20 protein-coding genes are annotated in these 22379 nt (G+C 73.4%); 15 read left to right on the forward strand and 5 right to left on the reverse strand.

What is annotated here, in order from left to right; genetic code table 11:
* Window positions 1-138: 138 nt before the first annotated feature.
* The 3 genes from ACIQ5Y_RS39155 to ACIQ5Y_RS39165 all read right to left on the reverse strand — a co-directional run bounded on the left by ACIQ5Y_RS39155 (window position 139) and on the right by ACIQ5Y_RS39165 (window position 3632).
* Entirely contained in the window at window positions 139-600 is a 462-nt protein-coding gene (locus ACIQ5Y_RS39155; protein ID WP_403892116.1) for a hypothetical protein, read from the reverse strand.
* Window positions 601-707: 107 nt separating this feature from the next.
* The gene (locus ACIQ5Y_RS39160) at window positions 708-905 is read right to left on the reverse strand and encodes a hypothetical protein (protein ID WP_403892120.1); all 198 of its coding nucleotides are present in this window, start codon (window positions 903-905) and stop codon (window positions 708-710) included.
* A 111-nt stretch (window positions 906-1016) separates the two neighbouring features.
* Window positions 1017-3632: a LuxR C-terminal-related transcriptional regulator gene (locus ACIQ5Y_RS39165; protein WP_403892123.1), complete on the reverse strand. Its 2616-nt coding sequence runs from the start codon at window positions 3630-3632 to the stop codon at window positions 1017-1019.
* A gap of 271 nt (window positions 3633-3903) precedes the next feature.
* On the opposite strand from ACIQ5Y_RS39165, the gene ACIQ5Y_RS39170 reads away from it, so the two are divergent.
* From ACIQ5Y_RS39170 to ACIQ5Y_RS39180, 3 genes are all read left to right on the forward strand, one after another.
* Entirely contained in the window at window positions 3904-4320 is a 417-nt protein-coding gene (locus tag ACIQ5Y_RS39170) for an SHOCT domain-containing protein (RefSeq protein ID WP_403892126.1), read from the forward strand.
* 61 nt (window positions 4321-4381) lie between these two features.
* Window positions 4382-4801 carry a DUF6325 family protein gene (locus ACIQ5Y_RS39175; protein ID WP_403892129.1) on the forward strand — a complete coding sequence of 140 codons (420 nt, stop codon included), beginning with the start codon at window positions 4382-4384 and terminating at the stop codon, window positions 4799-4801.
* 16 nt (window positions 4802-4817) lie between these two features.
* Window positions 4818-5135, forward strand: coding sequence for an SHOCT domain-containing protein (locus ACIQ5Y_RS39180; protein ID WP_403892132.1), 318 nt, complete (start codon window positions 4818-4820; stop codon window positions 5133-5135).
* A 161-nt stretch (window positions 5136-5296) separates the two neighbouring features.
* Here ACIQ5Y_RS39180 and ACIQ5Y_RS39185 read toward each other — a convergent pair whose 3' ends face one another.
* Complete coding sequence (locus ACIQ5Y_RS39185) at window positions 5297-6304, reverse strand: glutathione S-transferase family protein (protein ID WP_403892135.1); 1008 nt, start codon at window positions 6302-6304, stop codon at window positions 5297-5299.
* Between the two features lie 149 nt (window positions 6305-6453).
* On the opposite strand from ACIQ5Y_RS39185, the gene ACIQ5Y_RS39190 reads away from it, so the two are divergent.
* The 10 genes from ACIQ5Y_RS39190 (at window position 6454) to ACIQ5Y_RS39235 (ending at window position 17777) form a co-directional block, all read left to right on the forward strand.
* Window positions 6454-6990, forward strand: a complete 537-nt coding sequence (locus ACIQ5Y_RS39190) for a hypothetical protein (protein WP_403892138.1) — start codon at window positions 6454-6456, stop codon at window positions 6988-6990.
* 45 nt (window positions 6991-7035) lie between these two features.
* The gene (locus tag ACIQ5Y_RS39195; RefSeq protein WP_403892141.1) at window positions 7036-7497 is read left to right on the forward strand and encodes a hypothetical protein; all 462 of its coding nucleotides are present in this window, start codon (window positions 7036-7038) and stop codon (window positions 7495-7497) included.
* Window positions 7498-7620: 123 nt separating this feature from the next.
* Window positions 7621-7992, forward strand: a complete 372-nt coding sequence (locus ACIQ5Y_RS39200) for a hypothetical protein (protein WP_403892144.1) — start codon at window positions 7621-7623, stop codon at window positions 7990-7992.
* 303 nt (window positions 7993-8295) lie between these two features.
* Window positions 8296-8451 (forward strand): CsbD family protein, encoded by a 156-nt coding sequence (locus ACIQ5Y_RS39205; protein WP_403892170.1) that lies wholly within the window; start codon window positions 8296-8298, stop codon window positions 8449-8451.
* Window positions 8452-8691: 240 nt separating this feature from the next.
* Window positions 8692-9243: a DoxX family protein gene (locus tag ACIQ5Y_RS39210; protein ID WP_403892147.1), complete on the forward strand. Its 552-nt coding sequence runs from the start codon at window positions 8692-8694 to the stop codon at window positions 9241-9243.
* Between the two features lie 247 nt (window positions 9244-9490).
* On the forward strand, window positions 9491-10318 hold the full coding sequence (locus ACIQ5Y_RS39215; RefSeq protein ID WP_403892150.1) for a ribonuclease BN: 828 nt from the start codon (window positions 9491-9493) through the stop codon (window positions 10316-10318).
* 348 nt (window positions 10319-10666) lie between these two features.
* Entirely contained in the window at window positions 10667-12721 is a 2055-nt protein-coding gene (gene fusA, locus ACIQ5Y_RS39220; RefSeq protein ID WP_403892153.1) for an elongation factor G, read from the forward strand.
* A gap of 117 nt (window positions 12722-12838) precedes the next feature.
* The gene (locus ACIQ5Y_RS39225; RefSeq protein ID WP_403892173.1) at window positions 12839-13381 is read left to right on the forward strand and encodes an FABP family protein; all 543 of its coding nucleotides are present in this window, start codon (window positions 12839-12841) and stop codon (window positions 13379-13381) included.
* Window positions 13382-13433: 52 nt separating this feature from the next.
* Entirely contained in the window at window positions 13434-14258 is an 825-nt protein-coding gene (locus tag ACIQ5Y_RS39230; RefSeq protein ID WP_403892155.1) for a polysaccharide deacetylase family protein, read from the forward strand.
* 9 nt (window positions 14259-14267) lie between these two features.
* Window positions 14268-17777, forward strand: coding sequence for an NACHT and WD repeat domain-containing protein (locus ACIQ5Y_RS39235; protein WP_403892158.1), 3510 nt, complete (start codon window positions 14268-14270; stop codon window positions 17775-17777).
* Between the two features lie 57 nt (window positions 17778-17834).
* Here ACIQ5Y_RS39235 and ACIQ5Y_RS39240 read toward each other — a convergent pair whose 3' ends face one another.
* Window positions 17835-18686 carry a helix-turn-helix domain-containing protein gene (locus ACIQ5Y_RS39240; RefSeq protein WP_403892161.1) on the reverse strand — a complete coding sequence of 284 codons (852 nt, stop codon included), beginning with the start codon at window positions 18684-18686 and terminating at the stop codon, window positions 17835-17837.
* Window positions 18687-18809: 123 nt separating this feature from the next.
* On the opposite strand from ACIQ5Y_RS39240, the gene ACIQ5Y_RS39245 reads away from it, so the two are divergent.
* Both ACIQ5Y_RS39245 and ACIQ5Y_RS39250 read left to right on the forward strand, forming a co-directional pair.
* Window positions 18810-19811, forward strand: a complete 1002-nt coding sequence (locus ACIQ5Y_RS39245) for an alpha/beta fold hydrolase (protein WP_403892164.1) — start codon at window positions 18810-18812, stop codon at window positions 19809-19811.
* Window positions 19812-20156: 345 nt separating this feature from the next.
* Window positions 20157-22226: an RICIN domain-containing protein gene (locus ACIQ5Y_RS39250; protein ID WP_403892167.1), complete on the forward strand. Its 2070-nt coding sequence runs from the start codon at window positions 20157-20159 to the stop codon at window positions 22224-22226.
* The last annotated feature ends 153 nt before the right edge of the window (window positions 22227-22379 follow it).

Raw genomic sequence — 22379 nt, forward strand, 5'->3', positions numbered from 1 at the left:
TAATGATAACTTGTAAAATATGCGTGTCGCGACTCAGTATGATTAAACTCCGCTGGCATGACAAGCGCCGGGGCGGGGGGGGGGGGCCCCCCCCGGGGGCCCCCCCCCCCCCCCCGCGTCCCGTTCGGGGACGGATCCTCACTCGGTCTCGTGCGTCCAGCTCGTGCACAGGGCCCAGATGATGAACACGTCGACCGCGATGATGATGATCGACCACCAGGGCTGGTACGGGAGCCACATGAAGTTGGCGATCACGCTCAGGCCCGCGAGGCCTACGCCCGCGCCCCTGGCCACGTTCGACCCGGCGAACAGGCCCAGTCCGGTGAGGACGAGGAGGATGCCGATGATGAGGTGGATCCATCCCCAGGCCGTCAGGTCGAATTCGAAGACGTAATTGCCGATGCGCGCGTACACGTCGTCATTGGCGATGGCGCCGATGCCCTGCAGGATCGCGAGGCATCCGGTCACCAGGAGGAGGACCGCGGCGAATACCGTGCCTCCCCTCCCGGCCCCATCGCCCGGATCTCCGCTGTACAGCGGCGTGCTGCCCGGCGCGGGGCCGGTGTTCCAGTTCCCCCCGGTCGGAGTCGGCTGACCCATGGAACTCACCTCACAGTTGGCGGTAGTGCGCCGGACCGTTCTTCTCCTGCTCAACGATCGCCCGACGGGCCGCTCCGGGTGATCACCCGGAGCGGGTGGTCTTCGGTTCAGACGGGCAGCTGGCGCATTTCGAGCACCCGCAGCCCCAGTGACTGGAAGCGGGTGAGGAGCCCGTACAGGTGGGCCTCGTCCGCTACGGTGCCGAGGAACAGCGTCTGTTCCCGAACGGGGATCCTGTCGAGCTCGGGGAAGTTCGCGGCGAGTGTTTCCGGCACCACGCCCGAGATGCGGAATTCGTAGCGCATGGGGCACACCCACTTCTCTCGAACGGCTGACACCCGGCTCACAACGGCCTCACCTGCCATCCTCTGCCCGCGCCGGGGGAACGGCATCGCCCGGTACGGGCGAGAAGGACCTCAGAGCAGGCCGAGGTCCTGGGCGCGGTGGACGGCCTCGCTGCGGCGGGTGACGGAGAGTTTGCGGTAGACGCTCTTCAGGTGCGTCTTGACGGTGTTCGCCGACACGTACAGCTCGGCCGCGATCTCCACCGTCGACAGCATCCGGGCGGCCTGCCGCAGCACCTCGGTCTCCCGCGGGCTCAGCGGCTCCAGCAGCAGCGGCTGCCCGCCGGCCGGGGACGCGCCCGCGTGCGCCGGGCTCCGGGAGAGCAGCCAGCCGTGGAGCCGCGCCTGCTCCGGGTCCTGGCGCAGCACGCGGCGCACCCAGGGACCGCTCTCGGCGAAGACCCGCCGCAGTTCCTCGGGCCGGGCGAGCCCCAGTGCCTCGGCCAGCCGCCGGCGCGCCTCCAGGGCCGCCCCGTCCGCCGCTGCGGCCTCCGCTCGGAGCAGGCAGGCCCGCGCCCGTACCGGCGCGGTGAGGCCGTCGTCCGCCGGGAGGGCCGCGAGGACCTCCGAGGCGTGGTCACCGCGTCCGGCCGCGAGCAGCGCCCGGGCCCGGGCCACCGCGTGCTCGGGCCGGTCGGCGGCCGCGGCGTCCACGCCGTCCAGGGCCGCGAGTGCGGCGGCGGCGTCGCCGTGGGCCAGATGTACGGCCGACTCTGCCGCGGCCAGCTCGGCCAGAGCCCACATCGGCGGCCGCGTCGGGGTCCCGGCCGTCGCCGCCGCGTGGAGGGCGCCGATGGCGGCCCGCCCGTCGCCCTCGGACGCCGCGAGCCGGGCCGCGATGACCGCGGCTTCGACCGCGGCCACGCGCTCCGGCCGGGGGCCGGCCGCGGCGGTCGCCAGGTCGAGGTGGTCGCGGGCGGCCGCCAGGTCGTCGTGCTCGGTCGCGACACCCGCGAGGACGAGGTGGGCGACGCCGGTCCGCCGCTCGGGCGGGAGCGCGGACTGCTCGGCGACGGCGAGCGCCGCGTGCGCGTGCTCGGCCGCCTGCCGCAGCCGGCCGCCCATCAGCTCGGTCAGGGCCAGCGAACCGAGCGCGTCGCACAGCGGGTACTCCGTCCCCGGCGCCCCGCAGGCCTCGACGGCCGCGTTGAGGGCGGTCTCGGCGCGCTCGAGGCGTCCCGCCCCGAGTTCGGCCGCGCCCAGGCCCGCCAGCATCAGGGCGCGGATCTCGGGGCGCTCGGCGAGCAGTGGCTCGGGCAGCTCGCCGAGCAGGTGCTCGGCGTCGGCCGCCGCCCGTTCGGTGGCCGCCAGGTCGTCGGCCAGCCGTCCCGCGAGCACACCGACGAATGCGCGGGTGAGCCTGGCCTCCGGCCCGGATTCGGCGCTGAGGTACGCGTCCGCGCGCCGCAGCCCCGCCTCGCACCCGGAGAGGTCCTGGTCGGGGAGGCGGCAGGCCGCCGCGACCAGTGCGGGCGCCGCGCCCGGCGTACCGGCCGGCATCCCGGCGAAGGCGCGGCCCAGCTGGTCGGCCTCCAGGCCGGTGAAGAGCCGTCCGATCGCCAGGTTGTCGACGAGCTGCCCCGACGCGAATTGCCAGTCCCCGCAGGCGGCCGCCTGGGCCACGGCCTCCGGGAGGCGCCCGGTGCGGGCGAACCAGCGCGCCGCCCGCCCGCGCAGCCGTGGTTCGAGGCCCGGGCGGCGTTCCCGCAGGTGCGCGCGGAGGACTTCGGCGAACAGCGGGTGCAGCCGGTACCAGGCCGAGGTCTCGACCTGTTCCAGGAACGCGTTGTCGCGGGCCAGCCCGGCGAGGGTCCGGGCGGCGTCGTCCCGGCCGGTCAGCGTGTCCGCCAGGTCGGGGTGGATCCGGTCCGTGACGCAGGCGCGCAGCAGCAGGTCCTGTGCGGGCCCCGGCTGCGCGTCGAGCACCTCGCGCAGGAGGTAGTCGGCGATGGTGGTGCGGTCCGCGGCGAACTGGCGCAGGAACGCCTCGGGATCGGCGCTGCTCTGCATCGCCAGGGCGCACAGGCGTACTCCCGCCGCCCAGCCTTCGGTGCGCTCCAGCAGCAGCCGGATCCCGGCGTCCGACACCTCCAGCCGGTGCTCGCGCAGCAGGGCCTCGGCGTCCTCGTCGGTGAACCTGAGGTCCTCGTACCGGATCTCCGCGATCTCGCCCGCCGCGCGGTAGCGGTGCAGGGGCAGCAGGGGGTCCGTCCGGCTGGTGAGGACGAGCCGCAGGCCTTCGGCGGCGTGCCGCAGTACGAAGTCCAGGCCCTCGGTGATGTCGGGTGCCTCGGCCGTGTCGAACTGGTCGAGGACGAGGACGGCGGGCCGCTCGGCCCCGGCCAGCGCCTCCGCCAGGCGCGCCAGGAACGACCGGGTGACCCCTTCGGCGCGGGTCGGCCGGCCCACCCCGGCGGGCAGCACGGCCCCGCTCCGGTTCAGGGCCTCCAGGACGTACGCCCAGAAGGCACCGGGAGCGTCGCCGGGCTCGACGGTCAGCCATGCGATGGGACCGGGCGCCATCGCCTCGGCTACCCAGTGGGCGGCGAGCACGGTCTTGCCGGATCCGGCCGGGCCGTTGACGAGGGTGAGGGGCCCCTCCACTCCGGACGTCAGGCGCCCCAGCAGCCCGCTCCGGTGGACGAGGTGCTTCGGCACGGCCGGGACGGTGAACCTGACCGTGAGCATGGGGTCACCGGTCGTCGCCGGGATCCCTGGAACCGGAGGTACGGCCTGTGATCGCCCCACGCCCTCCACTGAAACCGGGATCGGTGGTGATCACCAGTCGGATCACCTGGCGGGGGTGATGCGTGGGCCGGGGCGCCCCCGGGGCCGGGGGCGCCGGGCCCGCCCGCCGGAGCCTCGGGCTTCACCCCCGCGGGGTGAGGCGGCGGCCCCGTCCCGCACCACATTCTTGGATCGGTCCCGGTACGGGCCACACGATCGACGGGAGAAGCGCATGAACGGTGCGACGCTCTACCTGGCCTATGACTATCCGGTGCTGGGCGTGTTCTGGACCACCTTGGTGATCTTCATCTGGATCCTGTGGTTCATGCTGCTCTTCCGGATATTCGGCGACATCTTCCGCGACGACGACCTGAGCGGCTGGGGCAAGGCCGGTTGGAGCGTGTTCGTCGTCTTCCTGCCCTTCCTCGGCGTCTTCGTCTACCTGATCGCCCGCGGGCGCGGAATGGGCATGCGCGAGATGCAGCGGGTCCAGCAGAACGAAGAGGCCTTCCGCTCCTACGTGCGCGAGAGCGCCGGGACCCCGACCAGCCATGCCGAGGAACTGTCCAAGCTCGCCGACCTCAAGAACCGCGGCGACATCACCCCCGCCGAGTACGAGCAGGCCAAGGCGAAGGTCCTGGCGAACTGAGGGCCCGCCGCCGGGGGCACACCGAGCGGTACGCTCGAACACGCGAGGAAGGACAACGGACATGGAAGTGGGACCTGTCGAGTACGTGGTCATCGCCTTCCCGGGCAACCGGTTCAGCGGCGAGATCGTCCCCGAGCTGAAGGCGCTCGTGGCGAGCGGCACGGTTCGGATCCTCGACCTCACCTTCGTCAAGAAGGACGCGGAGGGAACGGTCACCTACGTCGAGCTCGACGCGTTGGAACCCGACGAGGCCTCGGTGTTCGACGACATCGAAGGCGAGGTCGGCGGCCTGTTCAGCCATGAGGACCTCGAACTGATCGCCGAGGACCTGGTGCCGGACTCGTCGGCCGCGTTGCTGGTCTGGGAGGACACCTGGGCCGCCGGCATCACGAATGCCATTCGCCGGGCCGGCGGTGAGCTCGTGGCACACGAGCGCATCCCGGCGGCCGTGGTCGAGCAGGCGCTCCAGAACGCAGCATGAGGGAAGGGTGAGGACCATGCTAGGACGTCGCCTCGCGCGAGGAGGACGACCGGGGATCGTCGGTGTCGCCGCGCGCACCGCCGTGGTCGCCGGCACCGCGACGGCCGTGTCCGGCCGTGTCGCCCGGCACCAGGCCGAGCGCGCCGCCGCGCAGCAGGTCGTCGAACAGCCGGAGATGCAGGCCCCGCCGCCCGCCGCAGCGCCCGCGCCCGCGGCCGGAGGGCTGACCGACGAGACGCTCGACGCTCTGGAGCGCCTGGGCAAGCTCCACGAGCAGGGCGTGCTCACGGACACCGAGTTCGCCGTCCAGAAGGACCGGATCCTGCGGGGCTGAACGGTTCCGCGCACCGCAGGGCATGGTGCGTCCCCGACGAGCGGCGGGCCGAGCTGGGCGGCGCCTTCCTGCGGGAACGCGGGCGGCAGTTGGAGTCCGGCTGCGGCAGCGTCGAGAACGTGCGCCGGATCGTCGGCGGGTGAACGAGCGGGCGGCCGGGTTCAGACCATCGGGTTGTGCCCGGCCGGCACCGCTTCTGCGGGAGCGACGGGACCGGGCGCGGTGCCGTCACCGAAGGGGCGTCCGCCCAGGTCGGCGCGGCGGTGCGGAATGAGCCAGACCGCCGGGTCGGGGCCGGCCGGCACGATGCCGGTGGGGTTGATGTCGTCGTGGACCAGGTGGTAGTGCCGCTTGATGTCGTCGAAGTCGACGGTGTCGCCGAAGCCGGGTGTCTGGAACAGGTCCCGCGCGTACGCCCAGAGCACCGGCATCTCGCTCAGCTTCTGCCGGTTGCACTTGAAGTGGCCGTGGTAGACGGCGTCGAAGCGTACGAGCGTGGTGAACAGTCGTACGTCCGCCTCCGTGATGGTGTCGCCGACGAGGTAGCGGGACCGTTCGAGCAGGGCCGACAGCCGGTCGAGTCGGTCGAAGAGCCGCGCGTGGGCCTCCTCGTACGCATCCTGGGTGCCGGCGAACCCGGCTTCGTAGACCGCGTTGTTGACGTCCCGGTAGACGACGTCGTTCACCTCGTCGATGTGCGCCCGTAGTGCGGGCGGGTACAGCTCCGGTGCCCGGGGGCGCTGGTACGCCGTCCACTCCAGCGACATGTCGAGCGTGATCCGGGGGAAGTCGTTGGTCACCACCTTTCCGCTCGGCACGTCCACGACGGCCGGCACCGTGATCCCCCGGTCGTAGCCGGGATCGCGCGCGAGGTAGGCGTCCCGGAGCCGTTCGATGCCGAGCACCGGGTCGCGCCCGCCGGGGTCGAGGTCGAAGGTCCAGCTGCGTTCGTCGTGAACGGGCCCGGCGACCGCCATGGGCAGGGCCTCCTCCAGCCCGAGGAGCCGCCGTACGATCACCGCCCTGCTCGCCCAGGGGCAGGCACGACTGACGACGAGGCGGTAGCGGCCGGGCTCCACCCGGTAGCCGTCGCTGCCGGCGGCGGTGATCCGGGTGGTGATGTACCGGCTGTCACGCGTGTACTGCTTGCCGCGGCTCACGTAGCTCATGCCCGGCGCCTACCCGCGCCGCCGCTCGGCACTCGACCGCGCCCGCGCGGGCCGCGGCCTCCCCCGTTTGGGCCGGGGTGTTCGGGGCAGGCGCCGTTGAACCGAACACCCGAACGATGGAGATGGCTTTGAGCCTTGTGGAGGATTCGATGTCCACCAGCACACTTCTCGCCGTTCTGATCCCGGTCGCCGTCGTGCTGGTCCTCGTCGGCATCGCCGTGTGGATGTTGCGACGGCGGCGCCGGTTGCAGGACCGGTTCGGCCCGGAGTACGAGCGGACCGTGGAAAGCAAGGGCAGCAGGCACGCAGCCGATTCCGAGCTGCGGGAGCGCGAGGTCCGGCACGACAACCTCGACATCAGGGAACTCCCCGCCGAGGAGCGGCATCGCTACGCCGACGCCTGGACCGGCGTGCAGCAGCGTTTCGTCGACCGGCCGCAGGGCGCGGTCTCTCAGGCGGACGACCTGATCACCCGCCTGATGCGGGACCGCGGTTACCCCACCGCGGGATACGAGCAGCAGCTGCGCGAACTGTCCGTCGAGCACGGACGCACCCTGGAGCACTACCGCGCGGCGCACGAGGTCAACGTCCGCAGCGGCAACGGCCAGGCCACCACGGAGGAGCTGCGCGGGGCCATGGTTCACTACCGCGCCCTCTTCGACGAACTGGTCGGAACGACGAGGTGATCGAACATGTATGACGACGAAGAACAACGCACGGAGGAACGGGGCTTGACCACTGAGCAGCTCGCACGGTCCGGGGACGGCGGATCCCAGCCGATGTACCCGGGTGAGGCCACCGCCGACGACACCCGCGAGGAGGACCGCGAGGAGGACCGCGAGGAGATGCGGCAGGAGGCGGACCGCACCGACGCGCAGGAGAGCGGTCCCCGGGCGGGCTCGGCCCCGGCGGCACGGGAGGAAGCCGAAGCGCTGCTCCCCGAACGGGAGGCCGAGGGCTACCGGAAGACCTGGGACGAGATCCAGGCCCGCTTCGTGGACGACCCGCAGGGTGCGGTGCGCGACGCCGACGGTCTGGTCGCCGAGGTGATGCGGACGCTCGCCGGGGTCTTCTCCGAGCACAAGAAGGAGCTGGAGGACCAGTGGCAGCAGGGAGAGCGGGTGGCCACCGAGGACCTGCGCCTGGCCCTGCAGAAGTACCGGTCCTTCTTCGGCCGGCTGCTGCGGACCTGACGCCGCAGGATCGCCCCCGCCGGGCCGGGGGCGTTTTCCTGTGCGCTCCGTGGCCGTCGGCTGCGGTACGTGTCCCCCGCTCGGGATGCGGTTCGGCGGGCCGCACGGGGGCAGGCGCCGGGCATGACGTTCACGCATCCGGCGAAGAAGGGCGGACCCGGGCGGCTCGGCCGCTTCGAGAAGCTGGCGGAACTCGCCTCGAACTTCACGAGCTCCGCGTTCTTCTCGTTCCTGTGCGTGCTCCTGGTGGCGGCGTTCGTCGCGGTGCACCTGCTCCATCTGCCGATGGAGTGGCAGCACCTCGCCGGTGACGCCATGGCCGCGGTGTCCCTGCTGTTGCTCGCCCTGCTGAAGAACTCCGAACGCCGGGCCGAGCATGCGATCCAGCGCAAGCTGGACGCGATCGCCTCCGCCCTCCTGGAGCAGCGGGAAGGCGCTCCGAGCTCGGTCCACCAGCAGTTGGAGGACGCCATCGGAATCGAGGAGCAGGAATAGCGGGCGGTGCGAGCAGCGTCGCCGGACGAGAGGAGAGCCGCGATGGAGTGGACGACAGAGCCTGAACCGGAAGGCCCCGCACCCGTACCCGAAAGCCCCGATCCGGTCCCGCGCGATCCTCGTCCCCCGGACCCCGGCGACCGCCCGCCCGATCCTCCCGCGCCGCCGTCGGAGCCGTCCCCCGGCGAGCATCCGGCGGTGCCGGAGCCGCCCGACTGACCGTTTGGGCCGTCAGGAACGGGTTAGACGCTGCGAAGAACCGATTCCGACGATGGGAGTGACATCGTGTCGGGCGAAGAGAAGATGAAGGCCAAGAAGGAACAGGCGACCGGCAAGGCCAAGGAAGCCATGGGCCGGGCCGTCGGCAACGAGCGCCTCACCGCCAAGGGACGCGCCGAGCAGGTCAAGGGAGACACCCGGCAGGCCAAGGAGAAGATCAAGGACGCCCTGAAGGACTAGCGGGAGCACGCTCCCCTTCCCTCCGTACCCCTCCCCATGGGGACTGCCTCCGGACCGGTGTCCGGGGGCAGCCGCGCAGGAGCCCTGCGCCATTCGGCGGGGGTGCGGTGTGGCAGGGGGCACGGTGCGGGAACAGATCCCGCCGTTCCGCGCTCACGTCGTTCCACGCTCGCCCGCCCACCGCCCGTCCACCGCCCGTCGAGCCCGTCGGGCCCGTCGGGCCCGTCGAAAGGCCGCACCATGCACTTCACGCTCCGTAAGGACCTCGGGCTGCTCGGACTGCGCCTCGCGGCCGGCGGCGTACTGATCGCGCACGGTACGCAGAAGCTCTTCGGCTGGTTCGGCGGGGGCGGCATCGACGGCACCGCCAAGGCGATGGAGCACATGGGCTTCACTCCCGGCAGGGAGAGCGCCATCGCGGCCGGGCTCGGTGAGGCCGGCGGCGGCGCCCTGCTCGCGCTGGGGCTCGCCACCCCGGCGGCCGGGGCCGCCGCCGCGGGCGCCATGGCAGGGGCCGTCTCCGTCCACGCGCCCGCCGGGTTCTTCGCGCAGGGCGGCGGCTTCGAGTACCCGGCCTTCCTCGGCTCCGTCGCCGCCTGCCTCGGCGTCACCGGGCCCGGACGCATCTCGCTCGACCACGTCAGCGGGCACAAGCTCGACCGTCCCGCGTTCATCCTGGTCGCGTTCGCCCTCAGCGCCGCCGCCGCGACCGTCGTGGTCAACCGGCGCGTCGCCGCGATGGAAGCCGCGGCCGGGGAGGACGCGGCCGCGGGCGCCGACGGCGGGTCCTGAGCCGGGCGGCACATGGCCGGGGCGCGGCTCCGTCGCTCGCGCCCCGTACCCCGGGTCTGCCCGCGTCAGGCAGGCTCACACCTTCGCGGCGGCGCCCGCCCGGCGCGGCCCGCTCCTGTCGTCACCGGCCGGGGAGATCTACCGTGGGAGCAGCAGCGACTGGAGCGGCCATGCCCGTCACTTCGATCCCGGAGCCCTCCGCCTCCGGCTCCATACCCGCCCCGGGTGCCCACCGCACCCTGCCGAGATGAGCGGGGCCGGGAAACCGAGGCGCCGCTCGCCCGTTGAGCGGGTGGGCAGCTTCCTGCGCCGTGCGCGGGCCGGGCACCTTTGGGCGCGGGTCCGGGAACTCGGCCTGTGGCAGCGCTCCCTCGGGTTCGCCGCGCTCGGGTTCCTGACGCTGGTGCCCCTGCTGATCGTCGTGTCCGCGGCGGGCGCCGTCGGCGGGCAGGGTTTCGCGCAGTGGCTCGGCGACGGGCTGGGCGTGTCGGCGGCCGCCCGGGTGGAGATCGAGCGGCTCTTCACACTGCCCGGCGAGGCGTGGCGGACCACGACGGCCTTCGGCCTGGCGCTGCTCACCGTCTTCGGGCTCACCTTCGCGACCGTGCTGCAGAGCGGGTACGAGACGATCTGGGACCTGCCCCCCGCACACTGGTGGGCACGGTGGCGGCACGTCCTGTGGCTCGGTGTGCTGATCGGCGTCCTCTACCTGTCCGCCTTCGCGCCGCCGTGGCGCGAGTCCCCGGTCCGGGGTCCCGTGACGGTCGTGATCGGCACCTTGTTCTTCTGGTGGTCGCAGCGGCTGCTCCTCGGCGGGCGCGTCGGGTGGCTCGCCCTGCTCCCCGGGGCGGCGGCCACCATGCTGGGACTGCTGGGGCTCAGGGCCTTCTCCCGGCTCGTCTTCTCACCGCTGATCGCGTCGGGCGCCGTCACTTACGGGCCCTTCGGAACCGTCCTGGTCATCGAGTCCTGGCTCGTCGCCATCGGGGTCGTCGTGTTCGGGGGCGCGCTCGTCGGCCGGCTCCTGCACGACGAGCTGAGGCGACCCCGGCGCGCGGTCCGCGGCGGCCCGTAAATTGGCGTGCCCCGCGGCGCGTTCGCTCACTACACTCCCCTCAGGCGCTGCCGACAGGGCATCGCGCCGCCTCATGCCGAGTGAAGAGAAAGGGGAGCCGGGCCATGTGCGTTCCTCGCACCACCGCTTTCGCTCCCCGGTCCCGGTACGACGTGATCCCGGTGTCTCGGAGCGTGCGGTGCCGGCCGCGCGGCCGTCACCGTATGCCCGTGACGCCCAGCTGAGTTCCGCTCGGCTCCTTCCACTCGTCCGAGTTCGCCCCACCCGTACGGCCTTCATGCGGCCGTGGTGGGTCCGCGTCCGGGAATCGCGCTGCCCTCTTCCTCGTCATCCGAAAGGCCTCGGGCCATGCGCAGCACCCGTCTCACCGCCGTCCGCAATCTGGGCATCCTCGCCCACGTCGACGCCGGCAAGACCACCATCACCGAACGCATCCTCTATGCGACCGGCGCCGTCCACAAACGCGGCGAGGTCCACGACGGCACGACCGTCACGGACTTCGACGCCCAGGAACGCGACCGCGGCATCACCATCTTCGCCGCGGCCGTCAGCTGTACCTGGGGCGGGCACCGCGTCAACCTCATCGACACCCCGGGGCACGTCGACTTCGCCGACGAGGTCGAGCGTTCCCTGCGCGTGCTGGACGGGGCCGTCGCGGTGTTCGACGCCGTCGCCGGAGTGGAGCCGCAGAGCGAGTCGGTGTGGCGCCAGGCCGACCGGTACGGAGTGCCGCGGATCGCGTTCGTGAACAAGCTGGACCGGGCCGGCGCCGACCTCGACACGGCCGTCGCCTCCATCCGGGAGCGGCTCGGCGCCGTTCCACTGGTGGTCCAGCTGCCGGTGGGGCAGGAGGACTCCTTCACCGGGGTCGTCGACCTGCCGGCCATGCGCGCACTGCTCTGGAGCTCCGGCTCCGACGCGTACGAGGTCGGTCCCGTCCCCGAATCGCTGCGGGAGGAGGCCCTGCGGCGGCGCCGGATGCTGGAGGAGTCGGTGGCCGAGCTGCACGCGCAGGCCCTGGAGGAGTTCTGCGCGACGTCGGCGCTGACCGAGCGGACCCTGGTCCGCGCCCTGCGGGAGCTGACGCTGAGCGGGGACGCCGTGGTGGTGTTGTGCGGGTCGGCCTACCGCAACCGCGGGATCGAGCCGCTGCTGGACGCCGTGGTTGCCTACCTGCCCTCGCCGGCGGACATGCCGCCGGTACGCGGGACGGTGGAGGGCGGCGCGGAGCAGGAGCGCGCACCCGACCCGGCGGAGCCTTTCGCGGCCCTCGCCTTCAAGGTGACGGCCACGGCCGCGGGCCGGCTCACCTACGTACGGGTCTACGCGGGCACCCTGCGCAAGGGCGAGTCCGTGCTGGATCCGGCGACGGGCCGTACCGAGCGGGTCGGCCGGATCCTGCGGGTCCAGGCCGACCGGCACGAGGAAAGGGAGGAGGCGTGTGCGGGTGACATCGTCGCGGTGATCGGGCTGAAGTCGGCCCGGGCGGGCACGACCCTGTGCGCGCCGGGGGCGCCGCTGGTCCTGGAACCGCCGTCGGTGGCCGACCCGGTGGTGTCGGTGGCGGTCGAGGCCCGGCGCGGCACCGACACCGGTCGGCTGGCCTCGGCGCTGGCACGGCTGGTCGAGGAGGACCCCTCGCTGGTGGTGCGGTCCGACCCGGAAACCGGTCAGACGGTGCTGTCCGGGATGGGTGAACTCCACCTGGAGGTGGCGGTGGAGAAGGTCCGCCGCGCCCACCGGGTGGAGATCGAGGTCGGCCGTCCGCAGGTCTCCTACCGGGAGACCGTCGTTCGCGGGGTGACCGGCCTGGTCCACCGGCACGTCAAACAGGACGGTGGCGCCGGGCAGTTCGCGCACGTCGTCCTCGACGTCGAACCACTGGAGGAGGCCGTGTTCGAGTTCCGGTCGACGGTCGTCGGCGGGCGGGTGCCGCAGGAGTACGCGCGTGCCGTGGAGGCCGGCTGCCGGGACGCCCTCACCGCGGGACCGCTCGGCGGCTACCCGGTGACGGGCCTTCGGGTCACGCTCACCGACGGGGCGACCCACTCCAAGGACTCCTCGGAGTTGGCGTTCCGCGCGGCGGGCCGGTTCGGCCTGCGCGAGGCGCTGCGCGCCTGCGACACGGAGCTGCTGGAGCCGGTCGCGGAGGTGACGGTGAGCGTCCCCGAGGACGCCGTGGGCGGTGTCCTCGGCGACCTCGCGGCCCGACGGGGCCGGGTCTCCGCGTCCACCGCCGGGGCCGGGGCCGCCGTGGTCACGGCGACCGTGCCGCTGGCCGAGCTGTTCGGCTACGCGTCCCGGCTGCGCGGCCGGACCCAGGGCCGGGGCACCTTCACCACCCGGCCGGCCGGTCTGGCACCGGTGCCGTCCTCGGTCGCCGGGGTCGTGCTGACCCGGTAGTGGGCGCCGCCCCGCCCGTACGACCCGCCCGTCCCGCTCCCCGGGACGGGCGGGTGCGGCCGGGGCCCCGGCAGTAGGCTGCGGAGCCCGGGATCTTCGTAAACAGGCAAGGTGAACATGTTCGAGTCGGCGCAGGACAATCCGTACCCCGACAGCCACGTCCTCGGCGAGGGGCCCGAGCCGCACCCGCTGCTGACGCCCGTGCTGCCGCTGATCGGGCGCTGGCACGGCCGCGGGGAGGGCCAGTACCCGACCCTGGAGAAGGACTTCCGGTACGAGCAGGAGATCAGTTTCAGCCACGACGGCCGGCCCTTCCTGCGCTACGAGGCACGGGCGTGGCTGATCGACGGGGACGGGGCGCCGGTGCGCCCGGCGGGGCGCGAGGCGGGGTGGTGGCGGGTGACGCCCGACGCGACCCTGGAGGTCGTGCTCGCCCACCCGACCGGCATCGTCGAGACGTACGTCGGGCGGGTCTCGGGCACGGAGATCGAGATCGAGACGAAGGACGTGGCGCTGACTCCGCTGGCCAAGGAGGTCACCGGCACGCGGCGCCACTACGCCCTGGGCGAGGACGGGCTGACGGTCACCCACGACATGGCGGCGGTGGGTCAGCCCCTGCAGCACCACCTCACCACCCGGCTGCGCCGGATGTCCGTGTGAGATCACCCGGGTGCCCGGCCGGGTCTGCCGGGCACCGCGCTCCGGCTCTTCCATGGTCGTCGCAGACCGTACGGAGGGCGAGACGATGGTGGATCCGGGACGACGGGCCGCTCTGGCGGCACTCTCGCCGGCAGCAGCGGGGCTGACGCCGTGTCCGGCCGCGTCGGCGTCGACCCCGGAGGCGGCGGCGTCGGGGCGGACGGAGTGGCGCTCCGGCCGGGCGCCGGCGGGCCCGTGCCCTCCGGCCGAGCTGCTGGGCGATGAGATCCGCCGGATCCCCACCTCCCGCAAGGTGGTGGCGCTCACCTTCAACGCCGCCTGGGACGAGAGCGGTATCGACACGGTCCTCGGCGAGCTGCGCCGGCGCAAGCTGTCCGCGACGTTCTTCCCCACCGGGCGGTTCGCCGAGGAGCACCCCGCCGCGGTCCGTGCCATGGGGGCCGCGCACGGTCTGGGCAACCATTCGTACAGCCACCTCTACTTCGACGAACTGAGCACCGAGGAGCGGGCGCAGGAGGTGCGCCGCGCCGACGCGGCGATCCGCGCGGCCTCCGGGGCGGAGCCGCTGCCCTTCTTCCGGTTCCCGTACGGTGCCACCTCCGAGGAGTCCGTCGCGGACGTCAACGACCTCGGGTACGCGGCGATCGAGTTCACCACCGACACCAACGGCTACCTCGGGCCCGCGGGCGGCATGAGCGTGGACGAGGCCACCCGGCGGGCCGTCGACGCGCTCACACCCGGCGCGATCCTCCAGATGCACGTGGGCAGTACCGGCGACGGGGTCGTCATCGACGCGCAGGCCCTCCCCCGGATCATCGACGCCGTCCGGGAGGAGGGCTACGAGGTCGTCGACCTGCGCGGGCTGATGCCCGGTTAGGTTGTCGGAGTGGATCGACGGCCTGTCAAACTCATACTCGATGTCCTGCTCGTCCTCGTCGGGGCGCTGTTGGCGATCACGACGAACTACGCGACCAGCGAGGACGGTGAAATCCCGCTTCTGCTGCGGCTGTTGCGCACCTGGTCGGTGCCGCTGCTCGGCCTCGGGGTGCTGGCGCTGGTCGCCGGCCAGGTCTGGCTGCACTATCTCGACCGGCCCGCGGCCGTCCGACGGCCGTGGAACTCCGGACAGCCGCCCTATCCCGGCCTGGAGGCCTTCACCGAGGCCGACGCGGCGGTCTTCTTCGGCCGTGACCGCGAAATCTCCGAACTGGTGGGCCGGTTGCACCCCGCGGTGCCCGGGCGGGCGGTCCGGTGCGTCACCGTCGTCGGGCCGTCCGGCAGCGGCAAGTCCTCCCTCGTACGGGCCGGACTGCTGCCCGCGCTGGCCCGACGGCGCAGGCGCTGGGCCGTGGCCGAACCGTTCTCGCCGGGTACGGACCCGGTCGGCGCGCTGCGCCTCGGGCTGGAGCGACTGCCGGACACCCGGCCCGCGTTGCTGGTGGTCGACCAGTTGGAGGAGCTGCTCACGCTGTCGGGACCCGAGGAACGCTCCGCGTTCCTCGGGGTGCTGCGCACGGCCCTGCGCGAGGAACCGCAACTGTGGGTGGTGGCCACCCTGCGCTCGGACTTCCTCACCGGAGTCCTGGAGGGCGGGCTCGCCGAGCTGGTCCGGGACACCATGGCGATCGGGGTGCTCGGCCGCGAGGAGCTCTACGAGGTCATCGAGCGGCCCGCCGAACAGGCCGGACTGTCCTTCGCGCCCGGCGTCGTCGCCCGCATGGTCGACGACTGCGGGGGCGGCGACGCCCTGCCGCTGCTCGCCTACACCTTGCAGGAGTTGTACCTGCGCGCGGGCGGCTCCGGCGGGACGGTGACCCATGAGACCTACCGCGCTCTGGGCGGGGTCCCCGGAGCCCTGTCCGAGCGGGCGGACCGGATCACGGCCGAGCTGGGCGCCCTGGCCCCGGTCCTGGCCACGCTGCTGCGCTTCGTCACGGTCGACCGGGGCGAGCCCACCCGGCGGCGGGTGCCGCGCGCCGAACTGGAGCCGGCGCAGCGGGAGGTCGCCGACGCCTTCGTGGCCGGGCGGCTGCTGACGGGCGACGGCGACACGCTGGACGTGGCCCACGAGGCGTTGCTGCGGCGGTGGCCGCCGCTGAGCCAGGCGATCGCCGCCCGCGCCGACGAGCTGCACCGGCGTACGGAGCTGGAGCGCTGGGCCCAGGACTGGGAGCACGCCGGCCGGCCGGACGCGTACCTGCTGGCCGGGGAGCGGCTCAGCCTGGCGCGGCAGTGGATGGAGGGCTCCGCCCCGGCCCTGGGCTCGGCGCCGCTGCTCACGGAGTTCGTGGACCGCTCGGCGCGGGCGGACCGGGTGACGATGGCGCGTAACGCGGACGCGGTGGCCCTGCGGCTGCTGGAAAGCGCCGACCGCAGGCCTGAGCCGGCCATGGCGGCCGGGGTCGCCGCGGCGGAGGAGTACGGGCTCACGCCGGCGCTGACCCAGGCGCTGCGCACCGCGCTGGGTTCCTCCCGGCTCCGCGGGGTCCACCGGGGCTTCCGCGCCTCCGTGACGGACGCGGCCTGGTCGCCCGACGGCAGGTGGCTGGCCGCCTCCTCGGGGGACGGGGGCCTGCGCGTGTGGCCCGTGGCGGACGCGGAGGTCGACCTCGCGGCGGAGCCGGCCGTCCACCTGACGGGGCGCGACTGGATCCGCTCCGTGGCCTGGTCGCCCGACGCGACCCGGATCGCGTGCGGCACCCGGGAGGGGACGGTGCGCGTCTGGTCCACCGACACCTGGACGCCGCTCGTCTCGCTGCGGCACGGGCACGGCGACCGCACGGAGGGGGTGACCGGCATCGCGTGGGCACCGGACGGCAGTCACCTCGTGTCCGCCGGCAGCGACCGCGTCCTGCGCGTCTGGGACACCGGCCCGGCCGGCGCGTACGGCGAGGTGGCGGCCCTCCAGGGGCACGGCCGCCCGGTGTGGGCCGTGGCCTGGTCCCCCGACGGCCGGTGGATCGCGAGCGCGGGCGAGGGGTCCGTCGTACGGATCTGGTCGGCGGACACCTGGGATACGGTGCGCGAGCTGCGAGATCACCAGGACACCATCGAAGCGGTGTGCTGGTCCCCGGACGGGAGCGGGCTCGCCTCCTCGTCCAAGGACCGCACGGTACGGATCTGGTCCACGGACTCCTGGACGGTGCTGCGTCGGCTCGACAGCATGGACGGCCTCAACTGCCTGGCCTGGTCCCCGGACGGGCGGCGCCTGGCCGCGGGCGACCAGGACCGCGGGGTGCGGGTCTGGGAGCTGCCCGGAGTCACCGAGGAGTCCCCGGTGGAGGCCGCGCTCTGGCTGAGCGGACACGCCGACACCGTGTACGCCGTCTCCTGGTCACCGGACGGGTCACGGCTGGCCAGCGCCTCCCGCGACTGCGTCCTGGCCGTGTGGGACGCCGGCGAGCGGACCGCCGGCCTGCACGGCCACGAGGATTCGGTGTGGCACGCCGCGTGGTCCCCGGACGGCCGGCGGCTGGCCAGTGCCTCGCAGGACGGCACCGTACGGCTGTGGGAGCCGCGCTCCGGCCGGCAGACGGACCTGCTGCGCCCCGGGGCCGAGGTGTCGGACGTCGCCTGGTCCCCCGACGGTGCCCGGGTGGCGGCGGCGCTGCGCGACGGTCGGGCCCTGCTGTGGGGGCCCGGTTCGGGCGGCGGTTCCCGTACGGAGCTGCGCGGGCACCGGGACGAGCTGTCCGACGTCGCGTGGTCGCCGGACGGCACGCGGGTCGCGACCGCCTCGCGCGACAGCACCGTACGGATCTGGGACGCGGCCACGGGAGCCACCCTGCACGTACTGGAGTCCGGGTCTCGCGTCCGCGGCCACGACGACTGGCTCACCGGGACGGCCTGGTCCCCGGACGGCCGGCTGCTCGCCACCTCCGGCACCGGGTGGACCGTCGTCGTGTGGGACACGGAGACGGGCCGGTCGCGGACCGTGCTGACGGGCCATGCCGACCATGTCTGGAAGGTCGACTGGTCGCCGGACGGCACCCGGCTGGTCACCGGTTCCCGCGACCGCACGCTCCGCCTATGGGACCCGGCCCGCGGCGTCGAACTCGCCGTCATGGCCGGCCACGAGGACCGGGTGCAGGGCGTGGCCTGGTCGCCGGACGGCACCCGGATCGCCTCCGCGTCCCGGGACCGCACGGTCCGCCTATGGGACCCGGACACGGCCGCGCAGCTCGCCGTCGTCGGGATCGGCGGCGACTGGGTCAACAGCCTGGACTGGCACCCGGACGGCTCCCGCCTCGCGACCGCCTCGCGCGACCGCACGGTACGGATCTGGGACGTGTCCGAGACCGACCCCGAGGCCCTGCTGCGCCGTGCCCGCTCGCGCCTCCTGCACGAGCTGTCGGCCGAGGAACGGCGCGCGTTCCTCCTCCCGGGAGAGGGGTGACCGCCCGCTCCCGGCCGTAGGCCGTGCCGGCGGTGGGACCCCGCCATGCCAGGGGCCTCAGGCCGCGCCGCCGTGCGCCGTCGGCCAGGCCGTGTCGTCGGCGGCCAGCCACGGCTCGGTGGCGGCGGCCGTGGGGGTCGCCCCGGTGAACGCACGGACGTCGTGGTTGAGGTGCGGCTGGTCGGCATAGCCACAGTCCGCCGCCACCCGCGCGGGGGCGTGCCCGCGTGCCAGGAGGTGGACCGCCCGGTCGAACCGGACGAGGACGGCGGCCCGTTTGGGTGACAGGCCCATCTGCGCGCCGAATCGCGACCACAGGCGCCGGCGGCTCCACCCGGTCCGGGCCGCGAGCTCGCCGACCCGGGTCCGGCCGTGGCCGGCGACGATCCGGCGCCAGGCCCAGGCCACTTCGGGATCGACCGCTTTCCCCGCACGGAGCCTGGTGGACAGCTCCCCGTCGATCAGGGCGAAGCGCTCCGGCCAGGTGCGTGCGTGGTGGAGCCGCTCGCGCAGGCGCGGCACGTCACGCCCCCACAGGTCGTCGAGGGTGATGACTCCCCCGCGCAACTCGGCGAGCGGGAGTCCGAGTACGGCATGGGCGGTCAGTGGGGACAGGCGCATCTGCACGCACTCGATGCCTTCGGCGCGCACCTGGAACGCGCTGAAGCCCAGCCCGGCGGCCAGGCTCTCCAGCCGCATCCGGCCGGTGGCGCCGTGGATGTCGAAGGGCCGGTCGCCGAACGCGACGGCGATCGTGACGGCCGGGTGCGGGATGGCCCGCAGTTCGACCGGGCTGCCGCCGTGCACACGGAACCCGGCCATGTCGAGACCGGGCAGCGCGGTTGATCGCGACGGTCGCGCGATCTCCCACCCCGCGGTGGGGTCTGCCTTCCGGTGAACGGGGCGCATGCCCCGACTGTACGAGCGGCCCGGCGCCGCGAACAGCCGTGCGCGGGGCGGACATTTCTCCAAGACGCGGTACTCCGGCCGTCGGCAGGCTGAGGGCACCGCGAACCGGACGACGGAGGATCCATGGACGGCACGACCACCCCGCGAGACCCGCACGCCCGCAGCCGCACGGACGCGGCCGCACGCGCCCCGCGCGGACGGCCGGCTCGGGGCCGTCGGCTGCGGATCACACTGGCAGCCGCCGCTCTGGCGGCCGCCCTCCTCGCCTGGAACACGGCGTCCGTGCTCTCGCAGACGGCGGAAGCCTCCGGCGAGGAGATCGTGCGCCTTCCCGGCGGGGACATCCACGTGGTGCAGGACGGACCGCCCGGCGCGCCCACGGTGGTGCTCCTGCACGGCCTGGGCGGCTCGACGGCATGGTGGGATCCGGTGCTGCCGGCCTTGCGGGACCTGCGCGTGGTACGCGTGGACCTGCTCGGGCACGGCGGATCGGCCAAACCGTCCCGCGGCTACGGCATCGCGGAGCAGGCGCGCCGGACCGGGACCGTACTCGACCGGCTCGGCGTGCGCCGTGCGACCGTCGTCGGGCATTCGACCGGCGGCGCCGTCGCCACCTCCCTGGCCGAGCAGCGCCGCGACCTGGTGGCGGGGTTGGCGCTGATCGACACCGGCCCGAGCATGGACGCGTTCCAAGGAGACGGCGTCACCGGCCGCCTGCTGACCACGCCGGTGGTGGGTGAACTGCTCTGGCGGCTGCGCACCGACGGCACGATCCGCGACGCGCTCGGCACCGCCTTCACCCGCGAGGTACCGGTCCCCGACCGGTTCGTCGCCGACATCCGGGGCATGACCTACCGCGGTCTCACGGCGACCGACGCGGCGTCCACCGCCTACCTGGAGGAGCGGCCCGTCCCCGACCGGCTCGCCGGCCTCGACCTGCCGACCCTGGTGCTCTTCGGCTCCGAGGACCGGCGCTTCCCTGCCTCCTGCGCCCAGGAATACCGCCTGGTCCCCCGCGCCCGGATCGAGATCCTCGACGGCGTCGGCCACACCCCGATGGTGGAGGACCCCGGCACCACCGGGGCCCTCCTGCACGGCTTCGCCCTCGAATCCGCGCCGCGCTGACCCGGACGCCGCGGACCCGACTGCCGCGGAGGCGACGGTTCCTCACGGGTCGTAACCGATGGAATTCGGCAGGTGATAATTGGATGAATCCCTGACTGAATTCCCGTCAACAAGCAAAGTCGCCATATCTCGATTCGGTAACGAATCCCCCCGGAAGGCCTGGACCAATCGAGCGCAACGCGCGTAACTGCCCTTGTTTTACGGGAGATTGATTGTTCGTCAAATTTGAGTGACAGGTAACAGAACGATTTCTTGAGCCGCCCTCACCTTTGTCCGAATTCTCCGGCGCATTCGTCTGGCAGGCTTCCGCGCACCCAGTCATCCGACCAACGACTTGAGGTGCCCATGACAGGACGACGCAGACGACGCGAACACCGCCGCAAACCCCGGCGGTTGATACTCCTCACCGCCGCCATGGCCTCGGCGGCGGTGATCACCGCAGGAATCGCCTACTCCGGCCTCGGCGACGGCGCCGAGGCCGGGGAGGCCTCGGGGGCCGCGGCCGAGACGGCCGTGATGGCCGCCGAGCCCGCCCGGGACCAGGAACCGGCCCCGCTGTCCGGCGCTCCGGCCAACGAGAACGCCCGCGGCATGGTGTACGACGGCCTCCAGGCAGCCCCCAAGGGCGACCGGTGCGTGGGCGTGTACCGCACCCAGGGCGGTCTGTGCACCCACGGCCCCGACGCCCCGCCCAAGGGCGTCGACATCACGAAGGACATCGCGCCCGCCGTCAAGGAGACGGCCGCCGCCGCCGATCCGGCCCACCCCGCCGTGGACGACCCGGCCACCACGGAAGGCGGCGGGCGTCCTCAGGACGCGCCCGCGGCCGCCGACGCCGGATCCGCCAAGACCAAGGCCGACGCGCCCGCCGCCACTTCGGGCGGCGGCCAGACCGTGGCCGCCGGGCCCTCGGGCCAGACCGTCCAGTGCGACGGCGACGGCAGCACCGGCAACCGCGTCCAGGTCGTGTACGTGCACGGACCCGGCCGCGACCGGTACGCCCAGTACGCCGCCTCGTTCCGCAAGTGGGCCGCCGACGCCGACCTCATCTACGCGAACAGCGCCCAGGAGACCGGCGGAGTACGCCACATCCGCTACGTGACGGCCGCCGACTGCACCCCGACCGTGCTGAACATCGAGCTCCCGGACTCGGCGCTGTCCGAGTTCAGCGCGACGAACAACGCGCTCGCCGGCAAGGGCCTCGACCGCCGCGACCGCAAGTACATGATCTTCGCGGACACCCAGGTCTACTGCGGCATCGGCACCTTCAACGGCGACGAGCGGCCCGGCCAGAACAACCAGAGCAACTTCGGCCCCTCCTACGGGCGTACGGACTCCGGCTGCTGGGGCGGTCACACCGCCGCGCACGAACTCGGCCACAACCTGGGCGCGGTCAACAACAGCGCCCCGAACACCAGCCGGGGCGCGCACTGCACCGACGAGTACGACGTCATGTGCTACTCGGACACCCCGTACTACCCGCAGATGCGCAACATCTGCACCAACCAGGCGTCGGAGAACATCCTCGACTGCAACCACGACGACTACTTCCACACCAGCCCCAAGGCCGGCAGCTACCTGGCCACGCACTGGAACATCGCCGACAACCAGTTCCTGATGCGCGCGGGCGGCGGAGGTGGCGGCGGCACCGACCCCACTCCCACGCCGACCCCCACCAAGAAGCCGACGGCGAGCCCGACGAAGCAGCCCACCGGCGGCCCCGCGGTGACGGCGGGCCAGATCCGGTCCGACTCCGTCGTGGTCAGCTGGCCGAAGGTCGAGGGCGCCGCCTGGTACCAGGTCCTGCTGAACGGCAAGCACCTGACGTGGGTGCAGTCGCAGTCGCTGCGCATCTACAACCTCCGCCCCGACACCGCCTACAAGGTCGCCGTCTCCGTCCGCGACGCCTCGGGCCGTGACAGCGGGCCGGGCAAGGCCGCGTCCTTCCGTACGACGTCGGGCACGGGCGGTGGCGGCGGATCGACCACCGCCCCCGGTACCAAGTACACGCTCGGCAACGGCAGCACCGGCATGGCGGCCGAGCTCTGGGGCGGCCGCACCGCCGACGGCACGGTCCTGGTCGGCGGTCGGGCCAACGGGTACGCGCAGCAGCAGTGGTACTTCGAGGACGCGGGCGGCGGGCAGGTCCGCATCAAGTCCGCCGTCTCCGGCAAGTGCCTCCAGCCGGGCGGCGCCCCCGCCGCGGGCATGTGGATCGCGCAGCAGCCGTGCGGCTCGAACACCGCGCAGAACTGGAAGGTCTCGTCGAAGTCGGGCGCGGTCACGGTCACGGACCCGAGCGGCGGCTTCGCCCTCACCGTGAGCAGCCGCCCCTACTACGGGAACTGGCTGCTCGACCTCCAGCGGGCGGACGGCCGCGCGACCCAGGTCTGGACCCTGCAGAAGGCCGGCTGACGGCCTGACGGGCCGATGCCGTGATTCCACCCGGCGGGGGGGGGCCCCCCCCCCCCGGGGGGCGCGCCCCCCCCCCCCCCACCCCCCGGCGCCCCCCCCCCCCCCCCCAAAAAAAAAAAAACCCACCCCCCCCCCCCCCCCACCCCCCCCCAC

Source organism: Streptomyces sp. NPDC096339 (genome assembly GCF_044762985.1).
In the GTDB taxonomy this organism is placed as follows: Bacteria; Actinomycetota; Actinomycetes; order Streptomycetales; family Streptomycetaceae; genus Streptomyces.